The following is an 18,566-nucleotide window of genomic DNA, read 5'->3' on the forward strand; positions in this document are numbered from 1 at the left end:
CCAAGCAATTTGGTTTAGCAGGTCGTTAGAACACATTTCTTTTGGGGTGGGATTTTGTGCAGCAAAATATAGCAACAAAAGTCAGCTTTAGCTGAATGTGTTCTAACGTTTCGCGGCTACAAGTAGTGGCGTGAACCAGCACCAAGCCACAACAAATATATCTTAAATTTTGGAAAATCCGAAGGATTTTCCAAACACATACAAACCTAGCCATTACTTGTAACCGCTGTTGTACAACGTTGTTTTAAAATCCATATTTAGCTCTCACTAAACTATCTTTTTTTTCTGTTAATTCCAAGGGAGGCAGTCCAATGGAGATACGGTTGCTATCAACTTTTTTTAAGTCGTTAATCATATTGGCATATCCACCACCTTGAGCTCTATAAGTTCCGTAAATCTGTGGTTCCCCATTGTATAAATAATACTGATCTATAATTCTTCCAAGAGTTAAAGGAGATGCGGTTCCATTTTTTACAAATTCTTTAATTTTTGGCACAAAGTAATTTATTCTTATACTATCATCAGTATGTAGTAACATAAGTTCAACATCAACATGATTATCCATATTAGTTTGTCCTACAATTCTCTCCGTTGGATAACCAACTGTTTTAAATATTTCTATTAAACGCTTTTCATGAATTTTATCAATACTATCTTGTTTAGCAATATTTTCTTTGTAATTTTTATTTCGGTACATTTGGTCAGCTCTTTTCATTGAAATTAATTCATCTCTAAGTTTGAAATCAGCATTTGTTTCAAATTGATTTCTTAAAACATGGTACTCTTTAATTAGTTTCTGACCGTATTTTGATGTTAAAAATTCATTGAAATTTTCGTTACTTTCAAATCTATTTAACTTAACTCCGTTTAGAATTTGTTTTTTAGCATATTCATAGGTGATGTCAAATTTTTTTAAAATAGCAGCACTTTCTGTGAATTTTGAAATTTCGTTAAAAGTAAAAGTGTTTTTTGCTTCACACTTTTTAAAAGTAATTAAATATAGATCAAATGCTTTTTCATAGTTTCCAGTTTCATATTCCAAATCAGCTTTATACATAGTTTGGTAGTAGTCTTCAATATAATTACACTCAGTTATTTTAATTGTTTTACAACTAACAATAACTATTAAAATTAAAGCAGATATTCGATTCATTTTTACAATGTTGTACAACGACCTGCTAAACGCAGTTCTATGATTTTTGCGTAAATATAAGAAATTTGCTGAGCAATTATCCGATTAAAGATCTTCCGCTTACCAATCGGATAATTGATTGTCCAATAGTAAACGCAGTTTACGTTATTGGTTCAAATTTCGGTTATTGGGAGCAAAAATTATAGGACCAAATTGCTTATAGCTTATGTTAGTACACGTTTTCCCTCGATGGGCAGTTAAAGCTGTATTATAGCAAATATTCCTGGTAATTTGGTTTAGCAGGTCGTTAGAACACATTTCTTTTGGGGTGGGATTTAGCGCAGCAAAATATAGCAACAAAAGTCAGCTTTAGCTGAATGTGTTCTAACGGTCTCGTATAACCGTCAGTTACGGGTTTATATGCGTTAATTTTCGGTTTAGCACAGACTTTAGCAATTCCGAGTGGATTCGGACGTAGTCGAATCCGCCGTAATTGCGGTTATACATTGTTGTGCATAGTACTTTTAATGCTTTCAATTTCAGATTCAATTTTTTTGTGTTCAATAAATCCGTTTTGAGTAATTGTATTTTCAGTAATTTTTTTCCAAAATGATAAATTCAAATTCGATACAGTTCCGTAGTTTTTATAAGTTCCATTTTTTAATTCGTAATAATAAATGCTTTTAAATTGAGATTTTCCTTTATAAAAATCAGTTCTCTTTTTCTTACAAGTTAGAAAATGTAAAAACTCGTTAAATCCTTCGTTCAAATTATCAATATTTGGATAGAAATGTTTGTGAGCAACTCCAATTCCAACAGTCAACATTCCGCCTTCGTCAAGTTCAATCCATATTGGTGATTCTTCTTCGTTTTCCGAATTCAGAGTTAGATGAGTTCCGTTTTCAAATTCCGAAATCAAATTTGGGAAATGAGTTTTCAAAAGTTCTTTTATTCTGCTGAATGTCAATTCGTGTTTCGTCATTTTGGGTATTATGTACAACGTTCTGCGGCTTGCTCTCAGTGGCGTTGAACCAACACCAAGCCATTACAAATATAACAAAACATTCCATTCAGCAGCGGATTTTCCGTAGGAAAATCCGGAAGTAGCCATTGAAGCAAACCGCTGTTGTGCGAGGGTTTTTTTCGAAATTTCAATAGAACAGTAAACTTGATGAGTTTATTAAAAAAAACTATTTTCATATTTATGTATTCTCTAAAAACAACTATTTTGTATTAGTTTTATTTTCGCATATCGCGAATTAAATCTAAAATATTTTTTTGGGATTCAGGTTCCAAAAAATCTAATTTTTCTAATAGAAATCTTTTAAAAACTTCATTTTTTATTGACAGATGTTTTTCCTTATTTTTTGATATTTGAACTTCTATTTTCTTGAATATTTCTGGGTGATTTGCTTTTATAGATTTTTCAATTACTGAATAGAGTTCATCAAACTCTTTGATGTTAAGTTCATTTAAGTCATTCATGTAATTAATATTCAATTCTTCGCAACGTTTAGCATCATCAATAATTTTTTGTGTACTGTCTAATGTTGATTTTGAAAGATTATGAACCTTTTTTATTTCAGACATTCTATTTTCCATATCAGTTTCAATATTTTTTAACGCAACTTCTCTATTGTTTAAAGACAGGTTTATAGATTTTTTTTGTAATTCTACATATTTTTCTATTTCATCAATATTAAAAATTGAAAATATTTTTTCATATTTATTTAAAATTTCATTTTGTTTAGCAAATTGAGCTTTTTGTATTATAAACACTATTGCATAAACAATAGTAGATATTATAACAACAATATTTTGAGGGTTTATAAATTCTTTCATTTTTTATTTTCGTTTACTTCATATTATTCTCCGTCTGCTACTCAACTCTCGCACAACGACCTGCTAAACGCAGTTCTATGATTTTTGCGTAAATATAAGAAATTTGTTGAGCAATTATCCGATTAAAGGACTTCCGCTTACCAATCGGATAATTGATTGTCCAATAGTAAACGTAGTTTACGTTATTGGTTCAAATTTCGGTTATTGGGAGCAAAAATTATAGAGCCAAATTGCTTTTAGCTTATGTTAGTACACGTTTTCCTTCGATGGGCAGCTAAAGCTGTTTTTTACTGAAATTCCAAAGCAATTTGGTTTAGCAGGTCGTTAGAACACATTTCTTTTGGGGTGGGATTTTGCGCAGCAAAATATAGCAACAAAAGTCAGCTTTAGCTGAATGTGTTCTAACGTTTCGCAGCTATAAGAAGTTGGCGATTTCGGAAACGAAAACTGTCTGCCACCACTGAACTTGATACGAAGCACAAAGCTTCATTTAACCACTGAACCGCCAATTTCTTGTAGGTGCTGTTAGCGGTATGTGGCTTTTTTACTGTCATTCAAGTGTCGGGCTTTTTATTGTAAATGTTAATTCGTCAGGCACGCCAAGTTCGTGTCGCTTGTTTATAAATTCTTTCTCATTCTCGAAGGTATAAACTTTATAGCTGTCACGATTTTTTCTTTCGTAATTTCTAATGTCAACTATATGAAAGAAAGTAATTTTTCTATATGGTTTTAAACTGTCAGGAGGATTCCAACCATTGCTGATGTGATACCATTTTCCACTGTCTTGATAAATTCTATCATCCTTGCTTAAATATACAGTGTCAGCCAAGTTTTTTATTTCAAAGTCACCTTTTGAATTTTGGTCACGAAATAGTCGTTCGCTAACTTCTTCTTCTTTGTCGGGATGTTGCTTTGCAATTATAAAATTGTCATTATAGCCAACAGCAAAAACAGTCTGCTTAATAATTGGCGTCCCACCGTTTCCTTTATCGTCAAAACTTAAAAGTATATGTTGGTCAGTATTGTCTGCCCACCAATTAAGCCAAAAGTCTTTTGTCAACTTAGTGTATGAAGTCACTTCGTCACCCCAAAAGCAACCAGTCAGAAAAAGTGCAGAAAGTCCTATTAAAATTAATTTCTTCATTGTCGTGTGTGTAGTCTTGCCATTACCGCTAACTAGTTTATATCCTTACTTTTATTCCGCTTAGTGAGCCTTTTTAGACGGATATGCAGAATAATTGTGTTTTCAAATCTAATAAATATTTAAAACATATTGTAATGAAAACGATAATTTAATGGAATAAAAAAAGGCTTCCTAAAAAGGAAGCCTTAAATTTTGTGGGCAATAAGGGATTCGAACCCCTGACCCCCTCGGTGTAAACGAGGTGCTCTGAACCAACTGAGCTAATTGCCCCAATAAAATGCAATCTTGTTCTCAATTGCGAGTGCAAATATACACTGATTATTTGTATTTGCAAGTGTTTTTTTAAATAAAATTACCTTTTTTCTACTTTTTCTAAAATTACTTTATCAGTGTAGTTTATCATGGTAATTGTAATTTCTTCATTTTGAGTTGTTTTACCTTCTATAACGTAAAGTTTCCCTTTTTTAAATATTTCATTACTCTTTGAAAAATCTACATCGCCATACTTTAAGGAAGCTTTTACATCTTCTAAATTTACCCAATCTTGGTTTAGAGTAGTTTTGGCTTCTTCAGATATTTGAAGTGGTTTTTTTCGTAAATCTTGTAAAACTCTACAATTAGGTAAATAACAAAATTCTACTCCTTTAGATTCTGCTTTTGTGCCTAAAAACCAAATCACAAAAAATAATCCTAATAATAAACCAAATAAATAATAGGCTAGACGAAACTTAAATTTCATTTTAAAAACTTTTTGCAAATGTAAAACTTAATTTTTGCATTAGCGGTAGTAGCGATATCCTTTTTATGAAATAAAAAGATAAAGTGAATGACGCGACCACATTAAATGTGGTAATGCTCTAAAAAACAATTAAGTTTATGTCGCGATGTTCTAAGTTAAACCAATCGGCAATGGACTTATTAGTTAGCAAGCCATGATAAAAGTATATTCCGTTTTTAAGTCCGCGATTGCATCGAATGGCACTTTCTAATCCGCCATCATCGGCAATGTGTAATAAAAATGGTGTAATGATATTACTAATCGACATAGATGCGGTTTTAGAATATCGAGAAGGAATATTAGGTACGCAATAATGAATTACATTGTTTTTAATGAATGTAGGTTTGTCGTGTGTTGTAATTTCTGAAGTTTCAAAACATCCACCAGTATCTATACTAACATCTACAATTACAGCTCCTTTTTTCATGTGTTCTACCATGGTTTCAGTCACAACAACTGGTGTGCGATTTTTTCCACGCATAGCACCTATTGCTACATCGCATCGCATTAGTGATTTGAGTAGCATTTTTTCTTGTATGGTAGATGTAAAAATACGTTGGTTTAATAAATTTTGAAGTCGGCGTAAACGCGTAATTGAATTATCGAACACTTTTACGCTTGCACCAAGTCCAAGTGCTGTTCGTGCTGCATATTCGGCAACGGTTCCTGCGCCAAGAATAACCACTTCTGTAGGACGAACACCTGTAATGTTTCCGAATAATAAACCTTTACCAATGTTTTGGTTAATCATCATTTCGGCAGCAATGTGAATGGCAGCTGTTCCGGCGATTTCGGAAAGTGATTTTACAGCTGGATATGAACCGTCTTCGTCTTTTATGAATTCGAAAGCAAGTGCTGTAATTCGCTTTGTAGCTAAAGCTTGAAAATATTCTTTGCGTTGTGTTTTTAATTGAATAGCTGAAATAACAATCGTTTGAGGATTCATCATTTCAATTTCAGGTAAAGTTGGCGGTTCAACTTTTAAGATAATAGGACAACTAAAAACCTTTTTGGTGTCTTTTGTAATTTCGGCACCAGCATCGCTATATTCTTTATCGGAAAAACTTGCGCTTTCTCCCGCTCCAGATTCAATAAGCACGCGATGTCCATGAGAAGTTAATGAAGCAACAGCATCGGGCGTTAAACAAATACGACGTTCTTGATAAGCAGTCTCCTGTGGAACGCCAATGAATAATTCGCTTTTATGTCGAGCTACTTCTAATTTTTCTTCTTGTGGTAGCAGTTGTGCTTTTGAAAACGGACTATATATAGCCATAGGTTTTAGTTAAGTTGTGCCAATTTAGTCAAAATTTTTAATAGAAAAAAGAAAAAAGAGAAAAGAGAAAAGAATGTTTTAAATAATTTATTTTGAATCATTTAAAACATGTGTTTTAGCAACTTTATCTCCAAATCTTTGATTATTAGACTTATTTGATAGAATAATTAAAGAAATAATTCCTAAAACAAATATATCTATGACATCAAAAGCTCTTCTAATTAAAGATTGACTGAAACTGATCTTAGATTTGTCTTCTGAAATTACTTTTAGACCTATTATTTTTTTACCAATGGTTTTGCCAAATTTATATTCAGGAAAAACAAGTAAAAAAAACCAAAGAACAAGTAATAGAATAATTTCAATATTCTTAATTTGAAATTTAAAAACTCCAGAAAATAACAAATAGATAAATGACAAAATGAAAAAAGCAATAAAAAGTATAAAGTAGTCAACAATACAAGCTCCAATTCTTTTTCCTAAAATATTTTCATTCATAAATTATCAATTATTAATTGTTAATTCTCTTTTTCCGTCTTCTAAAACCTTAATTGAAATATTGGCATGGTCGATAGGAATTAGATTTGGCGTTTTTTCGGGCCATTCAATAAAACACCAATTACCAGAATAGAAATATTCGTCTACTCCCATATCGTAAGCTTCTTCCTCAGAATTTAATCGGTACAAATCGAAATGATAAAGGGTTTCACCTTTATCAGTTTGGTATTCGTTTACCAATGAAAATGTAGGACTACTCGAATTGTCAACAACACCTAATTCGTTTACTAATGCTTTAATGAGTGTGGTTTTTCCAGCACCCATTTCGGCATTAAATGTGATTACTTTTTTAAGTGAAGGTATATTTAAAATTTCTTTAGCAACTGAATCTATTTCGATTAAACTATAAATAAAAGTCATATACAACTGTTAACTGTTACTGTAAACTGAATACTATTTACTTTGGTTCTAATACTAAAAACGGAATAATCATTTCTTCAAGTGAAATTCCACCATGTTGGTACGTATTTCTATAATAACTTACATAGTGGTTGTAATTATTCACGTAGGCTAAAAATAAATCATTTTTAGCAAAAATAAACGAACTACTCATATTTATTGCAGGTAAACCTATTTTCTTAGGATCTTTTACAGCATAAACGTCTTTGTCTTCATACGTTAAACTCCTTCCAGTTTTATAACGAAGGTTTAACGATGTATTTCTATCTCCAATTACTTTCGAAGGATTTTTACAATTAATGGTTCCGTGGTCGGTTGTAATGATTAATCGAAATCCGTTTTGTTGCGCTTGTTGAATTAAATCTAATAACGGCGAATTTTTAAACCAACTTTGTGTTAACGAACGATATGCTTTATCATTGGATGCCAATTCTTTAACTACATCCATTTCGGTTTTAGCATGCGAAAGCATATCTACGAAATTGTAAACAACGGTTGTTAAGTCGTTATTTTTTAATGCTTTAAAGTTTTCAGCTAATTTTTTTCCGTCTTTAAAGTTGGTAATCTTATAATATTCTTGCTTAATGTTTAAACCTAAGCGTTTTAATTGTTCGGTTAAGAATTCGCCTTCATGCATATTTTTTCCGCCTTCATCAATATCATTTTTCCAATATTGCGGATATTTTTTTTCCATGTCAATTGGTAAAAGTCCAGAGAAAATGGCATTTCTAGCGTATTGTGTAGCCGTAGGAAGAATAGAGAAGAAGCTCACTTCTTTTTCTAATTTGTAATGATTGTTTACAATTCCTTCAAAAGCTTTCCATTGATCGTAACGTAAATTATCGATTACTACAAATAGAATAGGCTTGTCTTTTTTGCGAATTTCGGGTGCTACTAATTTTCCAAAAAGATTGTGCGATAGGATAGGAGCGTCGTCTTCATCTTGAATCCAATCTTCATAGTTTTTCTCAATAAACTTTCCAAACTGAACATTGGCTTCTGTTTTCTGGCTTTCTAATATTTCAATCATGCCTTGATCTTCAATATTTTCCAATTCCATTTCCCAATACACTAGTTTTTTATATAGCTCAACCCAATCTTCATAGGTATTAACCATAGCTAAATCCATGGCAATTTTTCGGAATTCTTTTTGGTAATCTAGGGTTGTTTTTTCGGAAACCAATCGTGAATGATCTAAGTTTTTCTTTAAGCTTAATAGAATTTGGTTTGGATTTACAGGTTTAATTAGGTAATCGGCTATTTTTGAACCAATAGCTTCTTCCATAATATATTCTTCTTCACTTTTTGTAATCATAATTACAGGAACTGAAGATTTCTTTTCTTTAATTTCTTGTAATGTTTCTAAACCACTTAAACCAGGCATATTTTCGTCTAAAAAGACAACATCATAATTGTTTTCTTCGAAAAGCTCAATAGCGTCTTGCCCGTTATTACAAGTGGTAACATCGTAGTTTTTCTTTTCTAAAAATAAAATGTGTGGTTTTAATAAATCAATTTCATCATCAACCCAAAGTATTTTTATGTTGCTCATATCTATGTAAAAGTATTTTATTCTTTAATTTTCGTAGGCTAAGTTAGTATTATTACAACGAGGAATGTATTAAAATTAGTATAAAATTTTACAGAATTATAATATTTTGAAATTGTGTAACTTTGTTGTTTAAAATTTCACTTGTGAGCAAGACCAATAAACTCAAAATATTTAATGATCCTATTTACGGATTTATTACTATACCGAATACTCTAATTTACGATTTAATTCAGCATCCATATTTTCAACGTTTACGAAGAATTTCTCAAATGGGAATGTCTTATCTAGTATATCCTGGAGCCCATCATACACGATTTCATCATGCTTTAGGATGTTTGCATATTATGCAAAAAGCAGTTCAAACGTTACGTTTTAAAGGTGTTGAGATATCAAATAATGAAGAAAACGCACTTTATATAGCTATTTTGTTGCATGATATTGGCCACGGACCATTTAGTCATGCAATGGAACATAGCATAGTAGAGGAAGTACACCATGAACAACTTTCTTTGTTGTTTATGGAACAATTGAATAAAGAATTTAACGGACAATTATCCTTAGCAATTCAAGTGTTTAAAGGTGAATATCACCGAAAATTCATGTTGCAACTGATTTCAAGTCAGTTAGATATGGATCGAATGGATTATTTAAAGCGTGATAGTTTTTACAGCGGCGTAGCAGAAGGAAATATCAATAGTGAACGATTGATTCAAATGATGAATGTTGATAATGATGTTTTAGTTATTGAAGAAAAAGGAATTTATTCGGTTGAAAAATTCTTAGTAGCGCGAAGATTAATGTATTGGCAAGCTTATCTACATAAAACTTCGGTTGTTGGAGAATTAATCCTAACAAAAATATTAAAAAGAGCAAAAGAATTGGTCCAAAACGGAATTCAATTAGAAGCTAGTAAACCATTATCTTACTTTTTAGAAAATAAAGTCACATTAGAAGATTTTAATGAAAATGTTTTACAGAAGTTTAGCTATTTAGATGATTATGATGTTTTAAGTGCAATTAAAGCATGGCAATTTCATGATGATTATGTTCTGTCTAATTTGTGCCGAATGATAATTAATCGTGATTTGTTGAAAATTAAAATGTTGGATGAAAAACCTAGTAAAGAATTGGTGAAGTCATACAAACAAAAATTCATCAACTTAACGAAATTATCAGAAAAAGAAGTTGCATATTTTGTTTTTAAAGGAAGTTTAAAAAATCAGGCTTACAATAAACAAAGCGAACCCATTCATATTTATAAAAAAGATAAATCAATTGAAGATGTTGTAGAGGCTTCTGACCAATTGCATCTCAAGGCTTTATCAAAACAAGTTACAAAATATTATATCTGTTTTCCAAAAGTAATTTTGGAGTCTTAACATTTTAATTTAATTTTATACTTTTGTGAAGTTAATTTTTAGCCAAATTTAGGTTAGAATTAAAACAATTTTTTTTAAATGAAATTTACAGCAGCTCAAATTGCAGGCATTTTAGAAGGTGAAGTTTTTGGTAATCCAGAAGCTGAGGTTTTTAAACTTGCTAAAATAGAAGAGGGAACAGATGGTTCTTTAACTTTTTTAGCAAACCCGAAATATGCTAACTACATATATACTACAAAAGCAACAATTACAATTGTTAATAATACATTTGAACCTGAACAAGAAGTTACTACAACTTTAATAAAAGTAGAAGATGCTTATAAATCATTTTCTAAACTTTTAGAATATTACAATCAGGTTAAACTAATGAAATCAGGAATTGAGCAACCATCAGTTATTTCTGAAGGTGTTCAATATGGAGAAGGTTTATATTTAGGAAGCTTTTGCTACATTGGGAAAAATGTATCTATAGGAAAAAATGTAAAAATTTATCCAAATAGCTTTGTAGGCGACAATGTAGTTATTGGTGATAATTGTGTTTTATTTGCTGGCGCTAGAGTATATTCTGAAACTGTAATAGGAAATAATTGTACCATTCATTCTGGAACAATTGTAGGTTCTGATGGATTCGGTTTTGCACCTCAAGAAGATGGTACATATACTAAAGTTCCACAAATTGGAAATGTAATTATCGAAGATAATGTAGAAATTGGAGCTTGTACAACAATAGATAGAGCAACTTTAGGGTCAACGGTAATTCGCAAAGGAGTTAAGCTAGATAACCAAATTCAAATCGCTCATAATGTAGAGATTGGAGAGAATACGGTTATTGCTTCGCAAACAGGAATTGCAGGTTCTACAAAAATTGGGAAGAATTGCATGATTGGTGGTCAGGTTGGTATAGTTGGACACATTACAATTGGAAACAATGTTAAGATTCAAGCACAATCAGGTATTGGTAAAAGTTTAAAAGATGGAGAAGTGGTTCAAGGGAGTCCTGCATTTAATTATGGGGACTTTGCAAAATCATTTGTTCATTTTAGAAATTTACCTAAAATTGTAAGTGAAATAGAAGAAATTAAAAAGAATATAAATTAATTATAAAATCATGGCTAAGCAAACTACTATTGCTAGTGAAATTTCGTTAACTGGTGTAGGATTACATACTGGACAAGAGGTTAAAATGACTTTTAAGCCGGCACCTGAAAATAATGGTTATACTTTTGTTAGAGTTGATTTAGAAGGAGAACCAATTATTGAAGCAGATGCTAATTATGTTATTAACACTGATAGAGGAACTAATTTAGAGAAAAACGGAGTTAAAATTCAAACTCCTGAACATGTTTTAGCAGCTCTTGTTGGTTCAGATGTAGATAATGTTATTATAGAATTAAATGCTTCTGAACTTCCAATAATGGATGGTTCTTCAAAGTATTTTGTTGAAGCTATTGAAAAAGTAGGTTTAGTAGAACAAAATGCTGAGCGCTTAGAATTTATAGTTAAAGATGTAATTTCTTATGTCGACGAAACTACAGGAAGTGAAATTACAGTTATTCCACACGATGAATATTGTGTAACAACAATGGTAGATTTTGGTACTAAAGTATTAGGAACTCAAAATGCTACTATGAAATGTATCAAAGAATTTAAATCAGAGATTTCGAATTCTAGAACGTTTAGTTTTTTACATGAATTAGAAGCTTTATTAAATCATGGTCTAATTAAAGGTGGTGATTTAAATAATGCCATTGTATATGTAGATAAAGAGATTTCTCCGGATACTATGGAAAAATTAAAAGCAGCATTTAACAAAGAAAAAATTTCAGTTAAGCCTAATGGTATTTTAGATAATTTAACGCTTCATCATCCTAATGAGGCCGCACGCCATAAATTGCTTGATGTTGTTGGAGATTTATCATTAATTGGAAGAAGAATTAAAGGGAAAGTTATTGCTAACAAGCCAGGACATTTTGTCAATACTCAGTTTGCTAAAAAGCTTTCTAAAATTATTAAAATTGAAGAAAAGAACAATATTCCAACATACGATTTAAATAAGGAGCCATTATTGGATATTCATGGAATAATGGGATTATTACCACACAGACCACCATTTTTATTAGTAGATAAAATTTTAGAAATGTCTGATAATCATGTGGTAGGATTAAAAAATGTTACTATGAATGAAGATTTCTTCGTAGGACATTTTCCCGGAGCACCTGTTATGCCAGGAGTTTTAATCGTTGAGGCTATGGCTCAAACAGGAGGGATTTTAATTTTAAGTTCTGTTCCTGATCCAGAAAATTACTTGACATATTTTATGAAAATAGATAATGTTAAGTTTAAGAATAAAGTACTTCCCGGTGATACATTAATCTTTAAATTAGAATTATTATCACCAATAAGAAGAGGAATTTGCCACATGCAAGCTTATGCATATGCTAATGGAAAGTTAGTTACTGAAGCTGAATTAATGGCTCAAATAGTGAAAGTAAAATAGTAATTAGTGAAAAGTAAAAAGTAATTAGTTTCTTTTAATTGATAATAATAATAAAAATGGAATAATTAGTATTTAGTATAAGTCAAACTTTTTTGAATCACTAAGTAAATGACTAATCACTAATCACTAATTACTAATAACTTAAAAATATGAATCAACCGTTAGCATATGTACATCCAGGAGCAAAAATTGCTCGTAATGTAGTTATTGATCCTTTTACAACGATTCACAACAATGTAGAAATAGGTGAAGGAACTTGGATAGGTTCAAACGTAACCATTATGGAAGGAGCAAGAATAGGTAAAAACTGTAATATTTTTCCTGGAGCTGTAATAGCTGCAGTCCCACAAGATTTAAAATTTGGTGGAGAAGATTCACTTGCAGTAATTGGTGATGGAACTACTATTCGTGAATGTGTTACTATTAATAGAGGAACAGTTGCATCAGGTCAAACCGTAATTGGTAAAAACTGTTTAATTATGGCAACTGCACATATTGCTCATGATTGTCATATTGGAGATAATGCTATTATTGTAAATGGTGTTGCTTTAGCAGGACATGTTGAGGTTGGAAATTTTGCAATTATTGGAGGTTTAGCAGCTGTACACCAATTTATTCATATTGGAGACCATGCTATGATATCTGGAGGTTCTTTAGTGCGTAAAGATGTGCCTCCGTTCACTAAAGCTGCAAAAGAGCCTTTGTCTTATGTTGGAATTAACTCTGTAGGATTAAGGCGTAGAGGTTTTTCAACTGAAAAAATTAGAGAAATTCAAGACATTTACAGAATTTTATATCAAAAAAATTATAATACTTCACAAGCTTTAAGTATCATCGAAGCTGAAATGGAGGCAACTCCAGAACGAGATGAGATTGTTCAATTCATCAAAGGTTCATCAAGAGGTATAATGAAAGGATACTCAGGAATATATTAATAATCAATATAACAATTAAAAAATGGCAAATACATCAGATATTAAGAACGGTCTTTGTATTAAATACAATCATGATATCTATAAAATTATTGAATTTTTACACGTAAAACCAGGAAAAGGACCTGCATTCGTTAGAACAAAACTTAAATCACTTACAAATGGTAAAGTTTTAGATAACACCTTTTCTGCGGGACATAAAATTGATGTAGTTCGTGTAGAAACGCATACTTTTCAATATTTATATGCAGAAGGTCAAGATTTTCACTTTATGAATACTGAAACTTTCGAACAAATCACATTAAATAGAGATGTATTAGATGCTCCAGATTTGTTGAAAGAAGGAGAAAATGTAATGGTTCAGATAAATACAGAAACTGATTTACCTTTATCTGTTGATATGGCCGCTTCAGTTATTTTAGAAGTTACATATACAGAACCTGGTGTGAAAGGAAATACAGCTACAAATGCTACAAAACCAGCAACTGTAGAAACTGGAGCAACAGTTAACGTGCCTTTATTTATTAATGAGGGTGATAAAATTAAAATTGATACTGCTACCGGTAAATACATGGAGCGTGTTTAATAAGTAAATAGTGAATAGTGATTAGTAATTGGTATCTTTTCCTAATCACTTTTTACTAATCACTAATTACTTTTACAATGAAGTTTTTTAAAGAACATACATTAAGTGAAATTGCATCTATAATAGATTGTAAGTTTTTAGGAGATGCAAATTTTCCAGTTCTGGGAATGAATGAAATTCATGTTGTAGAACCGGGCGATATCGTTTTTGTAGATCATCCTAAGTACTACGATAAAGCCCTTCAGTCTGCTGCTACAATTGTTATAATTAACAAAGAAGTAGATTGCCCTGAAGGAAAAGCTTTATTAATTTCAGATGATCCATTTAGGGATTTTAATAAGCTTACAAAACATTTTAAACCTTTTACGGCTTCAAATTCTTCAATATCTGCAACTGCAGTAATTGGTAAGTCTTCAATAATTCAACCAAATTGTTTTATCGGACATAATGTTACAATTGGAGAGAATTGTATTATTCATGCTAATGTTACCATTTATGATAATACGGTTATTGGTAATAATGTAGTTATCCAATCAGGAACAATTTTAGGTGCTGATGCTTTTTATTATAAGAAGCGTCCTGAGGGTTTTGATCAATTATTATCAGGGGGTAGAGTAATTATTGAAGACAATGTGGGTTTAGGAGCACTCTGTACAATTGATAAAGGTGTTACTGGAGATACAACTATAGGTGAAGGCACCAAAATTGATAACCAAGTGCATGTTGGTCACGATACTATTATCGGAAAAAAATGTTTAATTGCTGCTCAAACGGGTATTGCTGGTTGTGTTGTAATTGAAGATGAGGTTACACTTTGGGGACAAGTTGGTACAACTAGTGGTATTACAATTGGTGCAAAATCAGTTATTCTTGGACAAACGGGAGTTACAAAATCGGTAGAAGGAAATAAAACATATTTTGGAACGCCGATAGAGGAATCTCGTGAGAAGTTGAAACAACTGGCAAACATTAAAAAAATTCCAGATATAATTGAAAAATTAAAATCCTAATGAGTTTAGAAAGTATAGTTGAAAAACTTTATCTAGAGGATGGATTAAGAAATAGAGATTTTTTAAATTCGCTTTTAGATGAAGATTTTAAATTAGAATGGGACAGTTCGGTTGGTTCTAAAATTATGACTAAAGCAGAAATTTTAGAAATGGCAGATGAGCTTAAAGCTAATTATGAAGTTTCAAAAGTTTCTATTTTAGATGTTGTACATAATGATACTAAGTTGGTAGTTCATTATTTACATCATGTTTCGACTATAGAAAATCCAAAAGAGCTAATTACTATTGCAAAAGTAGTCGTTATTTGGGAGTTCCGAAACAATAAAATTTTAAACGGATATCAAATTAGCAAAGCTGGATAAAAAAGTAATAAATTCTTAACTTAATTTGTCGCAAAAAGATTATTTTTGCATCACTTGAAATAACACAATAGAAATTAAATAATAATAAAATGAGCGTTTTAGTTAATAAAAATTCAAAAATAATTGTTCAAGGATTTACTGGAAGTGAAGGAACTTTTCACGCTTCTCAAATGATTGAATACGGTTCAAATGTTGTAGGTGGAGTAACTCCAGGTAAAGGAGGCTCAATGCATTTAGATAGACCAGTTTTCAATACAGTACAAGAGGCAGTTGAAAAAGCTGGAGCAGATACTTCAATTATTTTTGTTCCGCCTGCATTTGCTGCAGATGCAATTATGGAAGCTGCAGAAGCTGGAATTAAAGTAATTATTTGTATTACTGAAGGAATTCCTGTAGCGGATATGATTAAAGCTTACGATTATATTAAAGGTAAAGATTGCCGTTTAGTTGGTCCTAACTGTCCTGGTGTAATTACTCCAGAAGAAGCTAAAGTTGGTATTATGCCAGGTTTTGTTTTCAAAAAAGGAAAAGTTGGTATTGTGTCTAAATCAGGTACTTTAACTTATGAGGCAGCTGATCAAGTAGTGCGTCAAGGTTTTGGTATTACAACTGCTATCGGAATTGGTGGTGACCCAATTATTGGAACTACAACTAAAGAAGCTGTTGAATTATTAATGAATGATCCAGAAACTGAGTGTATCATTATGATTGGTGAAATTGGTGGTCAATTAGAAGCTGATGCTGCTAAATGGATTAAAGCTGATGGTAATCGTAAACCAGTAGTAGGTTTCATCGCTGGTGAAACTGCTCCTAAAGGTCGTACAATGGGTCACGCTGGTGCAATTGTTGGTGGTGCTGATGATACAGCAGAAGCTAAAAAACGCATCATGAGAGAACACGGAATTCACGTAGTAGATTCACCTGCTGAAATTGGTAAAAAAGTAAAAGAAGTTATTGGTTAATTTTCTGATAACTATAAAATAAAAAGCCCTATTTGATAGGGCTTTTTTTATTTTAGTTTGGAAAGGGATTGCTCCATTTTTCATTAGTGTAAACATCACTTCCCGTTAGTGTATTTAAAAATGCTACAACTGCATTTACTTCGTTTAGTGTTAAATTTAATTGTTGTGGATTTCCACCTGGTGTTAATCTAGGGTCTAAGTTTGTATTTCCTGGGGCAACATTTATTGAATTGTAATGATTTACTGTAGCTTGTAATGTAGAAAGATTTCCAGTATGCATAAATGGACCATTTGAATTTCCTGTTGGTGAAATTAAATCTCTCAAACTAGGTGCTTTTGTATTGTTTACATCAATTGTTGTTGTAGAACCTATGACTCCAATAATTCCATTGTTTAGTGATAATGGGTCAATATCAAATTCTGGTGCTCTATGACAACCTGCACAACCTAATCCACCTCCAGTTCTCGAACCCGTTCCATCAAATTGTGGAGGAGCTAAAAATAATTGTTTTCCCTGATTTTCTTCTGCAGTAAAATTTGTAAAAGGAGCTCCATCATTAGGAGCTAAGATTCTTCCTGCATCGTATTTAGAATCAAATGACTGAATACTTCTAACAAATTGTGCTAAAGCAGTTTGAATTTTTACTTCAGTAATTTCATTAGTTCCATATGCATAATTAAATAATTCATTATAATAATCTATTGCACCTAATTTAGTAAGTAAATCTGTAAACGAAGGATCTCCATTTTCACCACTAAATCCCATTTCTCCATGATCTTTAATAGGCATTGTACTTTGTTCTTCAAGAGAGTTAGCTCTTTCATTCCAAAAATATTTTACTTCATCAGAAAACCTATTGTTGATTAGTCGCATGGAATGTCTTCCTGTAGTTCCATTAGCTCCAGAACTAGCTATTTCAGTATCACTAAATGCACTTTCTTGTTTATGACAAGTAGCGCAAGATGTAGTGTTGTTTGAAGATAAATTTGTATCATAAAATAAAACCCTACCAAGAGTTGCAATTTTGTCATTTATAGGATTATTAGTTCCGTTATCTTTGGTAATGTAATTAGGTACATTTTGATTAGCATAATTTAGAGGACTACTTAAATGTAAGTTATTACCAAATGTATTTTCGATTGCATAGTAATCATATGAACTACTAGTGTTGTCGTTACAAGATGTTAGCATAACAACAATCAATGATAAAATAAATATTCTCATAATAATTTGATTAGGTTATTCATATGACTTGTTATTTTTAAAAAGGTTTAATTTGTCTCTATTTTTTTAAGAAACTAAATTCTTATATTTGCTTAACAAAAAACAAACAAATTAAATAAATGAATTGCTATTTATATATTAGCATTGCATTTGACCAAAAAACAATAAATTTTTACAAATGAAATTATTAGAAGGAAAAGTTGCAATTATTACTGGAGCAAGTAGAGGTATTGGTAAAGGTATTGCTGAAATATTCGCAAAAAATGGAGCAAATGTTGCTTTTACATATAGTTCTTCTGCTTCATCAGCTGAAGAATTAGAAAAAGAGTTAACGGCTCTAGGTGTAAAAGCAAAAGGTTATAAATCAAACGCTGCTGATTTTAATGAAGCTGAAAAATTAGTAAACGATGTTTTGGCTGATTTCGGAACGGTAGATGTTTTAATAAATAATGCTGGAATTACTAAAGATAATTTGTTAATGAGAATGTCTGAAGAAGATTTTGATGCGGTTATTGATATCAATTTAAAATCGGTTTTCAATATGACTAAAGCGGTGCAAAGAACTATGTTAAAAAACAGAGCTGGTTCTATAATTAATATGAGTAGTGTTGTTGGTGTCAAAGGAAATGCTGGACAAGCAAATTATGCAGCATCTAAAGCTGGTATGATTGGTTTTACTAAATCAATTGCTTTAGAGTTAGGTTCTCGTAATATTCGTTGTAATGCTATTGCTCCAGGTTTCATCGAAACTGAAATGACAGCTAAATTAAATGAAGATGTGGTTAAAGGATGGAGAGAAGGTATTCCATTAAAAAGAGGAGGATCACCTGAAGATGTGGCAAATGTATGTGTGTTCTTAGCTTCAGATATGAGTGCTTATGTTACAGGACAAGTAATTAATGTTGACGGTGGAATGTTAACATAATATTGAG

At 31.4% G+C, this 18,566-nt stretch carries 19 protein-coding genes and 1 tRNA gene; 9 read left to right on the plus strand and 11 right to left on the minus strand.

The features are described 5' to 3' along the window. Positions 1–244: 244 nt before the first annotated feature. From KK2020170_RS08440 to porX, 10 genes are all read right to left on the minus strand, one after another. A complete protein-coding gene (locus tag KK2020170_RS08440; protein WP_221257896.1) occupies positions 245–1,153 on the minus strand; it encodes a hypothetical protein in 909 nt (302 codons plus the stop codon). Positions 1,154–1,631: 478 nt separating this feature from the next. Then, positions 1,632–2,114: a hypothetical protein gene (locus KK2020170_RS08445; RefSeq protein WP_221257897.1), complete on the minus strand. Its 483-nt coding sequence runs from the start codon at positions 2,112–2,114 to the stop codon at positions 1,632–1,634. Positions 2,115–2,371: 257 nt separating this feature from the next. Then, complete coding sequence (locus tag KK2020170_RS08450; RefSeq protein WP_221257898.1) at positions 2,372–2,974, minus strand: hypothetical protein; 603 nt, start codon at positions 2,972–2,974, stop codon at positions 2,372–2,374. Positions 2,975–3,524: 550 nt separating this feature from the next. After that, positions 3,525–4,118 (minus strand): DUF3997 domain-containing protein, encoded by a 594-nt coding sequence (locus KK2020170_RS08455; protein ID WP_221257899.1) that lies wholly within the window; start codon positions 4,116–4,118, stop codon positions 3,525–3,527. A 195-nt stretch (positions 4,119–4,313) separates the two neighbouring features. Continuing rightward, positions 4,314–4,388 (minus strand) — tRNA-Val (locus KK2020170_RS08460). Between the two features lie 82 nt (positions 4,389–4,470). Beyond that, a complete protein-coding gene (locus KK2020170_RS08465) occupies positions 4,471–4,857 on the minus strand; it encodes a DUF4258 domain-containing protein (protein WP_221257900.1) in 387 nt (128 codons plus the stop codon). Between the two features lie 118 nt (positions 4,858–4,975). Then, on the minus strand, positions 4,976–6,172 hold the full coding sequence (locus KK2020170_RS08470) for an alanine dehydrogenase (RefSeq protein ID WP_221257901.1): 1,197 nt from the start codon (positions 6,170–6,172) through the stop codon (positions 4,976–4,978). Positions 6,173–6,259: 87 nt separating this feature from the next. Then, a complete protein-coding gene (locus KK2020170_RS08475) occupies positions 6,260–6,670 on the minus strand; it encodes an RDD family protein (RefSeq protein WP_221257902.1) in 411 nt (136 codons plus the stop codon). Between the two features lie 6 nt (positions 6,671–6,676). Further along, on the minus strand, positions 6,677–7,090 hold the full coding sequence (gene tsaE / locus KK2020170_RS08480; protein WP_221257903.1) for a tRNA (adenosine(37)-N6)-threonylcarbamoyltransferase complex ATPase subunit type 1 TsaE: 414 nt from the start codon (positions 7,088–7,090) through the stop codon (positions 6,677–6,679). Positions 7,091–7,127: 37 nt separating this feature from the next. Then, the gene (gene porX, locus KK2020170_RS08485; protein WP_221257904.1) at positions 7,128–8,681 is read right to left on the minus strand and encodes a T9SS response regulator signal transducer PorX; all 1,554 of its coding nucleotides are present in this window, start codon (positions 8,679–8,681) and stop codon (positions 7,128–7,130) included. Positions 8,682–8,824: 143 nt separating this feature from the next. On the opposite strand from porX, the gene KK2020170_RS08490 reads away from it, so the two are divergent. The 8 genes from KK2020170_RS08490 (at position 8,825) to sucD (ending at position 16,409) form a co-directional block, all read left to right on the plus strand. Then, positions 8,825–10,060, plus strand: a complete 1,236-nt coding sequence (locus tag KK2020170_RS08490; protein WP_221257905.1) for an HD domain-containing protein — start codon at positions 8,825–8,827, stop codon at positions 10,058–10,060. A 78-nt stretch (positions 10,061–10,138) separates the two neighbouring features. Further along, positions 10,139–11,158, plus strand: a complete 1,020-nt coding sequence (gene lpxD / locus KK2020170_RS08495; protein ID WP_221257906.1) for a UDP-3-O-(3-hydroxymyristoyl)glucosamine N-acyltransferase — start codon at positions 10,139–10,141, stop codon at positions 11,156–11,158. Positions 11,159–11,168: 10 nt separating this feature from the next. Then, positions 11,169–12,557, plus strand: coding sequence for a bifunctional UDP-3-O-[3-hydroxymyristoyl] N-acetylglucosamine deacetylase/3-hydroxyacyl-ACP dehydratase (locus KK2020170_RS08500; RefSeq protein WP_221257907.1), 1,389 nt, complete (start codon positions 11,169–11,171; stop codon positions 12,555–12,557). A 149-nt stretch (positions 12,558–12,706) separates the two neighbouring features. Then, positions 12,707–13,492: an acyl-ACP--UDP-N-acetylglucosamine O-acyltransferase gene (gene lpxA, locus KK2020170_RS08505; protein WP_221257908.1), complete on the plus strand. Its 786-nt coding sequence runs from the start codon at positions 12,707–12,709 to the stop codon at positions 13,490–13,492. Between the two features lie 22 nt (positions 13,493–13,514). Next, the gene (gene efp, locus KK2020170_RS08510) at positions 13,515–14,075 is read left to right on the plus strand and encodes an elongation factor P (protein WP_221257909.1); all 561 of its coding nucleotides are present in this window, start codon (positions 13,515–13,517) and stop codon (positions 14,073–14,075) included. 77 nt (positions 14,076–14,152) lie between these two features. Further along, on the plus strand, positions 14,153–15,085 hold the full coding sequence (locus tag KK2020170_RS08515) for a UDP-3-O-(3-hydroxymyristoyl)glucosamine N-acyltransferase (protein WP_221257910.1): 933 nt from the start codon (positions 14,153–14,155) through the stop codon (positions 15,083–15,085). Continuing rightward, complete coding sequence (locus tag KK2020170_RS08520) at positions 15,085–15,447, plus strand: nuclear transport factor 2 family protein (protein WP_221257911.1); 363 nt, start codon at positions 15,085–15,087, stop codon at positions 15,445–15,447. The genes KK2020170_RS08515 and KK2020170_RS08520 overlap by 1 nt, the downstream gene beginning before the upstream one ends. A gap of 89 nt (positions 15,448–15,536) precedes the next feature. Beyond that, on the plus strand, positions 15,537–16,409 hold the full coding sequence (sucD, locus tag KK2020170_RS08525) for a succinate--CoA ligase subunit alpha (RefSeq protein ID WP_221257912.1): 873 nt from the start codon (positions 15,537–15,539) through the stop codon (positions 16,407–16,409). Positions 16,410–16,461: 52 nt separating this feature from the next. Here sucD and KK2020170_RS08530 read toward each other — a convergent pair whose 3' ends face one another. Further along, positions 16,462–17,634 (minus strand): cytochrome-c peroxidase, encoded by a 1,173-nt coding sequence (locus KK2020170_RS08530; protein ID WP_255567299.1) that lies wholly within the window; start codon positions 17,632–17,634, stop codon positions 16,462–16,464. 178 nt (positions 17,635–17,812) lie between these two features. Between KK2020170_RS08530 and fabG the strand changes: the two genes are divergently transcribed. Beyond that, positions 17,813–18,559, plus strand: a complete 747-nt coding sequence (gene fabG, locus KK2020170_RS08535) for a 3-oxoacyl-[acyl-carrier-protein] reductase (protein ID WP_221257913.1) — start codon at positions 17,813–17,815, stop codon at positions 18,557–18,559. Positions 18,560–18,566: the final 7 nt, after the last annotated feature.

Source organism: Flavobacterium okayamense (assembly GCF_019702945.1).
GTDB lineage: Bacteria > Bacteroidota > Bacteroidia > Flavobacteriales > Flavobacteriaceae > Flavobacterium > Flavobacterium okayamense.

Coding starts and splice junctions, on each gene's coding strand:
- lpxD (WP_221257906.1), top strand. CDS start 10,139: ATGAAATTTACAGCAGCTCAAATTGCAGGCATTTTAGAAGGTGAAGTT.
- KK2020170_RS08530 (WP_255567299.1), bottom strand. CDS start 17,634: ATGAGAATATTTATTTTATCATTGATTGTTGTTATGCTAACATCTTGT.
- KK2020170_RS08520 (WP_221257911.1), top strand. CDS start 15,085: ATGAGTTTAGAAAGTATAGTTGAAAAACTTTATCTAGAGGATGGATTA.
- tsaE (WP_221257903.1), bottom strand. CDS start 7,090: ATGACTTTTATTTATAGTTTAATCGAAATAGATTCAGTTGCTAAAGAA.
- porX (WP_221257904.1), bottom strand. CDS start 8,681: ATGAGCAACATAAAAATACTTTGGGTTGATGATGAAATTGATTTATTA.
- KK2020170_RS08455 (WP_221257899.1), bottom strand. CDS start 4,118: ATGAAGAAATTAATTTTAATAGGACTTTCTGCACTTTTTCTGACTGGT.
- KK2020170_RS08450 (WP_221257898.1), bottom strand. CDS start 2,974: ATGAAAGAATTTATAAACCCTCAAAATATTGTTGTTATAATATCTACT.
- lpxA (WP_221257908.1), top strand. CDS start 12,707: ATGAATCAACCGTTAGCATATGTACATCCAGGAGCAAAAATTGCTCGT.
- KK2020170_RS08500 (WP_221257907.1), top strand. CDS start 11,169: ATGGCTAAGCAAACTACTATTGCTAGTGAAATTTCGTTAACTGGTGTA.
- KK2020170_RS08440 (WP_221257896.1), bottom strand. CDS start 1,153: ATGAATCGAATATCTGCTTTAATTTTAATAGTTATTGTTAGTTGTAAA.
- KK2020170_RS08465 (WP_221257900.1), bottom strand. CDS start 4,857: ATGAAATTTAAGTTTCGTCTAGCCTATTATTTATTTGGTTTATTATTA.
- fabG (WP_221257913.1), top strand. CDS start 17,813: ATGAAATTATTAGAAGGAAAAGTTGCAATTATTACTGGAGCAAGTAGA.
- KK2020170_RS08445 (WP_221257897.1), bottom strand. CDS start 2,114: ATGACGAAACACGAATTGACATTCAGCAGAATAAAAGAACTTTTGAAA.
- sucD (WP_221257912.1), top strand. CDS start 15,537: ATGAGCGTTTTAGTTAATAAAAATTCAAAAATAATTGTTCAAGGATTT.
- KK2020170_RS08515 (WP_221257910.1), top strand. CDS start 14,153: ATGAAGTTTTTTAAAGAACATACATTAAGTGAAATTGCATCTATAATA.
- KK2020170_RS08475 (WP_221257902.1), bottom strand. CDS start 6,670: ATGAATGAAAATATTTTAGGAAAAAGAATTGGAGCTTGTATTGTTGAC.
- efp (WP_221257909.1), top strand. CDS start 13,515: ATGGCAAATACATCAGATATTAAGAACGGTCTTTGTATTAAATACAAT.
- KK2020170_RS08470 (WP_221257901.1), bottom strand. CDS start 6,172: ATGGCTATATATAGTCCGTTTTCAAAAGCACAACTGCTACCACAAGAA.